General features: G+C 40.9%; 8 protein-coding genes and 1 pseudogene. 2 read left to right on the top strand and 7 right to left on the bottom strand.

Translation table 11 applies throughout. The features are described 5' to 3' along the window. Window positions 1-542 precede the first annotated feature (542 nt). From IM479_RS15985 to IM479_RS15975, 3 genes are all read right to left on the bottom strand, one after another. A complete protein-coding gene (locus IM479_RS15985; protein ID WP_286826300.1) occupies window positions 543-1,106 on the bottom strand; it encodes a DUF4334 domain-containing protein in 564 nt (187 codons plus the stop codon). A gap of 78 nt (window positions 1,107-1,184) precedes the next feature. Continuing rightward, the gene (locus IM479_RS15980; protein WP_012268038.1) at window positions 1,185-1,628 is read right to left on the bottom strand and encodes a site-specific integrase; all 444 of its coding nucleotides are present in this window, start codon (window positions 1,626-1,628) and stop codon (window positions 1,185-1,187) included. A gap of 140 nt (window positions 1,629-1,768) precedes the next feature. Then, window positions 1,769-2,623, bottom strand: a complete 855-nt coding sequence (locus IM479_RS15975) for a hypothetical protein (RefSeq protein WP_287684119.1) — start codon at window positions 2,621-2,623, stop codon at window positions 1,769-1,771. Window positions 2,624-2,868: 245 nt separating this feature from the next. Here IM479_RS15975 and IM479_RS15970 point away from each other — a divergent pair, with 245 nt between their 5' ends. Further along, on the top strand, window positions 2,869-4,032 hold the full coding sequence (locus IM479_RS15970) for a cysteine desulfurase family protein (protein WP_287684118.1): 1,164 nt from the start codon (window positions 2,869-2,871) through the stop codon (window positions 4,030-4,032). Between the two features lie 62 nt (window positions 4,033-4,094). On the opposite strand, the gene IM479_RS15965 is transcribed toward IM479_RS15970, so the two are convergent. Beyond that, entirely contained in the window at window positions 4,095-5,567 is a 1,473-nt protein-coding gene (locus tag IM479_RS15965) for an NADH-quinone oxidoreductase subunit M (RefSeq protein WP_287684117.1), read from the bottom strand. A 172-nt stretch (window positions 5,568-5,739) separates the two neighbouring features. Here IM479_RS15965 and IM479_RS15960 point away from each other — a divergent pair, with 172 nt between their 5' ends. Continuing rightward, window positions 5,740-6,003, top strand: a complete 264-nt coding sequence (locus tag IM479_RS15960) for a GNAT family N-acetyltransferase (RefSeq protein ID WP_287684116.1) — start codon at window positions 5,740-5,742, stop codon at window positions 6,001-6,003. Between the two features lie 162 nt (window positions 6,004-6,165). Here the strand turns inward: IM479_RS15960 and IM479_RS15955 are convergent. From IM479_RS15955 to IM479_RS15945, 3 genes and pseudogenes are all read right to left on the bottom strand, one after another. Then, a pseudogene (locus tag IM479_RS15955) lies at window positions 6,166-7,505 on the bottom strand (2-succinylbenzoate--CoA ligase); the annotation flags it as partial. Further along, on the bottom strand, window positions 7,481-8,446 hold the full coding sequence (locus tag IM479_RS15950) for an o-succinylbenzoate synthase (protein WP_287684114.1): 966 nt from the start codon (window positions 8,444-8,446) through the stop codon (window positions 7,481-7,483). The gene IM479_RS15950 and the pseudogene IM479_RS15955, both read right to left, overlap by 25 nt. A 179-nt stretch (window positions 8,447-8,625) precedes the next feature. Next, a partial coding sequence (locus tag IM479_RS15945) for a bluetail domain-containing putative surface protein (protein WP_287684031.1) occupies window positions 8,626-8,788 on the bottom strand: 163 nt, incomplete at its 5' end.

Below are 8,788 nucleotides of genomic sequence, written 5' to 3'. Positions count from 1 at the left end.
GGGTAAAATCAAGGAAACGACTCTCAATCAGTTTTTAGAGGGTTTTTGGCGATCCATCACGATTTTTAAAGGACAAGAACCAAAAACCAACAACGATGACACCTCCCAAGAAACCCCCGAATCGGAGCAGTAAAGATTTGCTTACCACAGAAAGGTAACTTAGGCGAAAAAGTTTACAAATATTTAATATTATCTCTCCTTTGTCAAATTAGGAAATGAAATTCCTTATTTGTTAAATCTAGTCGATGGTGAAATTAGAAGAATGTTCAAACACCACAAACTCTTAAGTGATATTGCACTCAAAATGAATCAAACCTCTGACTCTATTTATCAAGAAGAATGGGATGAACACGCATTTCGTCCACAGCAAGTGTAGAATTTATTATTCTAAATGCTTAATTGGTTGGCGAGTTAATTTTTTTAACTTCTCAGCCACTTCAACCCGATGACAACGATGATAAGTTCATAATTACCTCCTGTTCCTCTGTACTTGAATTATCCCTCAACTCTAAATTCTTGCACCAGAGCGTTTAAATCGAACCTCAAGAATTAAGAGGTCTTTGACATCGCTTGAGAACAAAAAAGAAAGGTTGGGGAGAGTTTTTAAAATCCATAATTCCCAGCACGGTATTATCATCTACTTTCCGAAAAGAGTCATTGATGGGCAAATAATCATAAATCATCGTGGCGCTGACTTTGCCCCGATATTCCATCATTCGCAGTCTAGCCTGACTTGTCTCTGTTTTCAGCAAGGAGTTGGTCAGCATCAGTAAAGGTTTCAGAGAATTATTTTTGAGTATCGGCAGCTTCAAAATCCAGTTCATGGCCGTGGGATTGGGTGCCACCTTAAAAATTTTTCCCTGACCATCTAAAAATAACAGGGGGTGGACATTCTCAGTATCGACAAATTCTTTACCATACCAATTAGATGCTTCTAATAAACCATCCATTGGGTGATTTGTCTGAAGTCCAGAACCTTGCCAACGACCGAGCATAAAGTCTAAACTCACGGGGTCGAGAGCGTCAAACAATTGTAAAGCTCTTTCTGTGGTTGTTTGACCAGCTTTAAGAATCGACTGGCCGCTTTCTAATTCTAATGTTTCCATTGTTTCACTCTTGTTGTGTCCTGACAATGATATTATAGCTTCTCAGCCACAGGGTGGGGGATTGCCACTTGGTTAAGATTACCAAACATCCGACATATCTTCAGTCAATGGGTCATCGTATCGCCTTAAAGTTTCCAGCCATTCACTCATTTCTTCCTTGATGGTTTCTTTAAGTTCTTGCAAATCATCTTTATCTATTAGGCCTTTTTCCAGTAAGAAAGTGTAGAACTTTTTCAGACTACCTGCATTAGCCTTGATGCTTGATTGACTGGCCCACAGGGCCTTTTTGATAAACCAATAACCCAAAAAGTCACTGACCATATCTACCCCGTCTTTGGCTTCTACGGCATCTTCATAGAGTAAATATTCGTTGATATAAAAATCTATATTTGAAACATGATTATTAATGGTTTTTTCGGACAGGCCTGATGATTCTAGCCAACTCTCAAAATCCGTTAGTAATTCATGATTGGCTTTTCTTATCTTTTGACAGTCAGCCTCGTATTTCTGGGAATCATCCATCTCAAATTTCTCTCCTCCAAATCGCTGCTCGATGGTCAATAGGGTAATGAATCAAGTGTTTTTTTCCAAGCGTCTAAAGCCGCCATTTCCTCCTCAGGGTCAACGTCGGCCAACCGCCTGAATCGCCTTTCTCTTTTCTGCTAAATAGCTCCAACGATGTTAGACTCAATTTGCTCAATGATAGCGGCCACATCTTCTTCTGTATCTCGAGGTTGGGTTAATTCCACATCCGTTGAGGAGAGGCACATTTGAGTCCAGTCTAAGTTTTCCACTTCACACTGGTCAATCACCGAACTAGGGATGTTTTTCAGGGTGATGCTATCCCATTCAATGCCGATGTGATTGCTCTGCCGCTCAATTGTCACAATGCCGATGTGATTGCTCTGCCGCTCAATTGTCACAATTCTTCCTTGCCAACCACCGATGTCAGTCCCAAAATCTGGGTCGAGTACACCCTGTTTGACGATGACCGAGTCGCCGACTTTGAAGTCAAACTCTGACTCGGAAAATTCTGGCGACAAAGTTGAGGCAACAGAGATATGATAGTCGTTTCCTAGCTCTTTTAACTCAAAATCCACAATCATTCGTCTGTTTTCCGAGAAATAACGGTTTTTCCTGGCGATTAGCTCCTCGATTAGCCCTTGAATCTCCGCCTTGAGCTTTTCATCTCCGTTAAGAAGGTCTTTGTTAAAAACTCGGTCTATCATCCCTTGCCGCTTTGATTCGGGGGACAACGCCAGATTCCAAGCGATTGTCCCTAGGGTCAGCAATCTTCGCATGGATTCCTTCGTTTCAGGGGATTCCCGGTAAGGCTCGACAAAATCCTCCAGAACTTCCGACATTTTGACTTCCCCAGAAGGAGAGACGACAATTTCCTTGAAAGGCAAGGACTTTTCTCTTAATTTCTTCTCAAAGCTTTTCAAGAGGTTCTGGGAGCCTTGGGACATTTTCTGCAGCCTGAGCAGTTCACTAAATGCCTTCGATTTTTTAGCCATGATTGAGCCGGAAAATATGTTTTATTAATCCTGTTGGGTTACTGAACAACATTGGAATAGGGAAATTGTAACTGCTGTCAGAGAGCGATTGCGCTCTCATTATTAAATCTTAAAGTTCTAGACTGAGTTGTAAGCTGTTGACTACTATCCGATACTTTTTTGTTAACATAGATTAGCAATGCACTTTCAGAGATTCTCTTAAAACAGGGGATATCTCCTTCTCAAATCCCCCGCAGGGGAAAAATATGTCTCAAAAGCCGATTTATCTAGATTGCCACGCCACGACACCGCTAGAGCCGCAAGTTCTGGCGGCGATGTTACCCTATTTTACCGAACACTTTGGTAATGCCAGTAGTATTAATCATGTCTATGGTTGGACAGCCGAGGCTGCGGTTAAACAGGCAAGAGAAACAATCGCCGCTGCTATTAATAGTAGTCCCGAAGAAATTATTTTTACCAGTGGGGCAACGGAGGCCAATAACCTAGCTATCAAAGGGGTTGCCGAAGCTTATTTCGCCAAGGGACGGCACATAGTTACGGTGGTGACAGAACATCGCGCCGTTTTAGATCCCTGTCATTATCTGGAAAAATTGGGTTTTGAGGTGACAATTTTACCCGTCGGTACTGATGGTCTAATTGACTTGGAATTACTAGAAAAATCTTTGCGTCCTGACACGATTTTGCTGTCAATTATGGCGGCTAATAACGAGATTGGGGTGATTCAACCTTTAGCGGCAATTGGGGCGATTTGTCGCCAGTATCAGGTACTTTTTCATACGGATGCGGCCCAAGCAATCGGGAAAATTCCCCTAGATGTGGAGGAAATGAATATAGATCTGATGTCCTTAACTGCCCACAAAGTCCACGGACCAAAGGGAATCGGTGCGCTGTACTTCCGGCGCCGGAACCCCAGAGTTCGTCTCGCCGCTCAAATTCAAGGGGGAGGCCAGGAAAAAGGACTGCGATCGGGTACAATATTTACACCGCAAATTGTCGGTTTTGCCAAGGCGGTAGAATTGGGCATCAAAGCGATCGAAGAAGATACCAGCTACTTAAATCGGTTAAAAGCCCGTTTATGGGAGATTATCAGTCAATTAGACAGAATTTATCTCAATGGTCATCCTAGCCAAAGATTAGCCGGAAATTTAAATATTAGTATTGAAGGGGTGGACGGTGCGGCGTTATTGTTAGGATTACAGCCAATAGTGGCGCTTTCCTCCGGTTCTGCCTGTTCTTCTAGCCATACCGCCCCCTCTCACGTTTTAACTGCCTTGGGTCGCCCCGAATCTCTCGCTTATGCCTCCCTGCGCTTCGGGTTGAGTCGTTTTAATACTTTAGAAGAAATTGAACTGGTGGGGGAACAGGTGGTTTTAACGGTTAATTCCCTCCGCAAAGCCAAAAATTTTTGACGTTTCGGCACATATCCACAAGTTAGTTTCGGTCTAGGTTTAAAAAATCCCGAAAAAGGTTTCTATGATTGCTTTTGACTGATTGCCGTCCCAGTTAATAACATTGATGCTTGGTTTTCACTCCAGTGAATCATCCAATTCGGTTGTAATCCCAAAACAATAATAAATAAAGCCAAAGCAATTTCGGGAAATCTTTCGGGCCAGGTACTGCGAGGAATGCGCGATAATTCAGGGGTTAAACGACCAAAGAAAACCCGATTAATCATCAGGAGAAAATATACTGCGGTTAAACCACTAGCGACCAAACATAAGAGCGTTTGTATCGGAAAAATCGGGAAACTGCCACGAAAGACTAAAAATTCGGCGATAAATCCCACCATTCCGGGGATGCCGGCGCTGGCCATAGCCGCTAAAATCATTAACATTCCCGTGATTGGTAAACCTCTTTCTGGATTTAATAAACCGCGTAGATAATCCACATCCCGGCTGCCGGTTTTTTTATACACTACTCCCACCAACAAAAATAACAAAGCGGAAATTAAACCGTGACTAATCATCTGCAAAATCGCCGCAGTGATGCTTAATCTGGTGGTGGCCGCCGCCGCTAGTAAAATATAGGCCATGTGGGAAATGGAAGAATAGGCGACCACTTTTTTCATATCCTTTTGGGCAATAGCGCAACTGGCCCCGTAGAGGGCGCTGATAGCTGCTATCGTTGCTAACCAAGGGGCGATAGTCACCCAAGCGTCGAGAAATAAACCGACTCCAAAGCGCAGCAGTCCATAGGTTCCTAATTTGAGTAATATTCCCGCTAAAAGCACAGAAACGGGGGTAGATGCTTCGACGTGGGCATCCGGTAGCCAAGTATGAAAGGGAAAAATCGGGATTTTGATGGCTAATCCGATGAGAAGGGGGATGAGGAGCAATAATTGGGTGTTAACGGGTAAATTGTTCGATAAAAGGGGATTATAGGCGAAATTATTAGCACCGGTTAGCCAAACTAAGCCGAGGAAAGAGATTAGCACTAAAAAGCCTGAAATTGCCGTGTATAATAAAAATTTCATGCCTGCGTAGCCGCGTCTTTGACCCCCCCAAATGGCAATGAGAAAGTAAAGCGGGACGATTTCTAATTCGTAAAATAGGAAAAATAGTAGTAAATCCTGCGCTAGAAAGGCCCCCGCTACTCCCGCATTGAGTAACAGGAGTAGGGAATAGTAAAATCTCGGTCGGTTAACCCCTGTACCACTAGCATAAAGAGCAATTATTGTCAAGAGGCTGTTAAGAAAAAGTAATGAAAATGATAATCCATCGACACCGAGGGCATAATTGAAACCGAGGAAATTAATCCAAGGCAGGTTAACCGTGAACTGCATTTGCGGGTTACTAGGGTCAAATTGCCAGCCAAGGAGAATATTCAGCAGTAAGAGAACGACAGAAAGAGTTAGAGCTAATCCTCGCACTTTTTTCGCCTCTAGAGGCGTGTAGGCAATCAGTATCGCCCCTATAATCGGTAGCCAAATAAAAGCGTTGAGCATTCTTTATTTTAATGGGGATGATAAACCTTCTTATTATTGCCTAACCGGTCAATCTTGAGCAAGATAGCTATCAACTTTTAACATTCATTAATAAAATAGGCTGGAGACTACCATTGCCAGAAATTCCTCGGAAAAAAACAGCGATTTTGCTGCCATATACCGAGTAAATCCCTTGGCTTTTGGTCGGGAAAATGAAGCCAATTTAGTCAATGCTTTGAGAAATAATGTCCCTGTCTTTTCTTTTGTTACTGTAGAAGAAGAAAAAGTTATCGGTCATATTCTCTATAGTCCAGTGTCTTTAGAGTCGGAAAATAAACCTAATTTAAATCTGCTGGGATTAGCACCCCTAGCCATTTTACCCGATTATCAAAGCAAGGGCATCGGTTCTCTTTTAACTCAATATAGTCTAAGGGAATGTGCCGCTAAGAGGAATTGATGCAGTGGTGGTTTTAGGAAACCCGCATTTTTATCATCGTTTTGGGTTTATAACCGCTCAAAATAAAAATTTATCCTGTGAGTATCCCGTTCCAGAGGAGGTATTTATGGTTTTAGAATTACGGATTGATTGCTTAACAGGAGTGAAAGGTTTGGTTAAGTATCGTCGAGAGTTTGACTCGGTGTCAAAAAAGTTTCAGCTAATTTAATTAAAGTAGTTTGATTAATCTTACCTTGGGTACTTTTTGGTATCTCCGGTAATTTTATCCAATGTTTCGGCAGTTTATAATTGACTAATTTATCTTTAATCTGGGATTGAATAATTGTCTGGTTTATCTGAGAATTAACAGGTACATAAAAAGCCACAATTACCTGTCCCCATCGAGAATCTGGGAATCCTAAAACCACCACATCTTTAACTAAATTAGTTTGTCTAATGGCAGTTTCTACCTCAAAAGGATAAACATTCTCTCCTCCGGTAATTATTTTTTGGCTATCGCGGCCAATGATATATAAATAACCACTTTCATCGAAGTAACCTAAATCATCGGTCTCGAAGTAGCTTGCTTGATTAAGATGGGGATAATAGCCTAAAAATAAAGATTTCGCTTCAATAATAATTTTCTGGTTATCGGGATTAATTTTTATCTGAGCATGGGGTAATAGCTGTCCATTACTATTATTTCCTCGTCGAAAATCTTCTGGTTTAAGGGTGACAATTTGTGAGGCAGTTTCCGTCATTCCATAGGTGGGAGACAGAGAAATATTATATTCTCTAGCTTTTTCTAGTAAAGATGGCCATGCAGGGGAACCTCCTAGTAAAACTGTTTTAAAATTGGCTAACCATTGAGGATCATTTTCTAGAAAAAATTGTAATTGACTGGGAACTAAGGAGATAAAATAATCTTGAAGATTGAGATTATTTATGCGCTTTTGTTTGATTTTATGGTAAGGAATAACAGCAAAATCTCCCCCCGTTAAAAAACTTCTGAGAAACTGCATTAAACCACTAACATGATATAAGGGCAATAGGCAAAAAGAGTTAACCTGCTTGACTTGAAAATATTCAGAGAAACCTTTGACAGAAGCAGTTAAGGTTAACCAGTTATGGATAGCAAAGCGAATTTTTCCCGAGGTTCCTCCCGTGGGTATCATCAGAGAATTAGTCACAGGATTAACAGGAGTATAACTATGCTTAAAAACCTTGATGTTTTCGCCCAAAATATAATCGGGTTGCATCAGAGAGAAAACCTGTTGCCATTCGTTAGTTTTCCAGTCGGGATTAGCTAGAAATAGGCAACTTTTGGCACTGACGGCAGCCAAGAATATAGCTAAGAATTTAAGGGGATTGCCTTCGGAAAGAAGCATAGTTAATCGAGGATTATCTGCGGCGATAAATTGCCGAGAATAGGACTGATATAATTGATAAAATTTTTGGCTATTGTATCCATATAGCCAATCTTTTTGACTGAGATATGCTAATTGTTTGTTGATGTCGTCCACAGTTTTTCTAACCAATCGGGGTCACTATTATTAAACCATTGTTGCACACCAAAGCCTAAAGCTCGCTCCTTTCTGGGGTATTCTTGTGCTAGACGTAAAGCTGATTTGCTGCCGATATTAGTTTCTAAAACGGAGGAAAATACTAAATCTAAGGGATATTTTTCCCAGAGATTTTTTAACCCTTGTATTGAACCGGTTATAGCAGGTTTAATCACAAAAATTCCTCGCCATCCCCGTTGATAACATTCCTCTATTTGTCGAAGATTGGCTACGGATTCATCTAAGGCAATCCCTGTGGTAAAATCTTGACTTAATTGCAACATTTCTGCCAATTTAGACGGGGGTAAAGGTTGTTCGATAAATTCAATTATTCTACATTCATCGGCAATTTTTAACCAGATTTTACTCTCAGCAATACTTAATCCCCCATTGGCATCTAAACGCAATTTACTTTTCCTGGGTAATCGGGTAATTAATTTTTCAAATAAGGTTAACTCTTGCTGGAGAGAATTAACTGCAATTTTCCATTTATAAGTATTAGTTTGATTAGAAGCTAAAATATCATCCAGACAGGGAAATACTGCCGCACCAGTGGGTAATAAATAACTATAATTTTTTGGTTCTAATTCTCTTGATTGATTTTCTATCCTTAAATCTTCTAAAGCTGATTCAAAGGCAAATTGACAGGCAGGAAATTGTTCGGGAATAGAAAAAATTGAAGTTATTGATAGGGGATTTTCGAGACTTTGACAGAATAATATTGCTGCCGATAATGTTTCTGAGCCAAATTCAGGTAAAGGAGCAATTTCTCCCCATCCAATACGTCCATCTTCCGCTTCTAAGCGAATAATAATTCCTTCCCTAATTTGCCATAGTCTGTGATGGGTTTGTAGGGGACGCAGCAAAGGACGCTGATAAACACGAAATTGCCAGAAATACATGATTAACTATAAGTAGTCGTGAAAAGCTTAACATGAGCAGGCGTTGGGTTTCATGCTTCAAACCAACCTACGTTCTTTATAGAGTTTGTCAGCGAAACGTTTTTTTGTCTTAAAGTTCAGAAAACGGGTTTCTCCGAGAAACCCGTTTTCTAGGTGACTTAGAAGGAGAGCTTAGACACTTAAACAAAGAAATTACCCACTGGAATGCTCCCTAAAGCTGGTAAAGTGCCAGTAAATCCAGTGATATTTACTAATAAATCATTGCTGGATTGGAAGCCAGCCGTGCTATCATTAATAACGAGGTAAGTTCCAGCTATCGCACCGGTTGTTACCTGCACTAAG

This window comes from Microcystis sp. M165S2 (genome assembly GCF_020245885.1).
Lineage (GTDB): Bacteria > Cyanobacteriota > Cyanobacteriia > Cyanobacteriales > Microcystaceae > Microcystis.
This window is presented reverse-complemented; position numbering and strand designations above follow the sequence as displayed.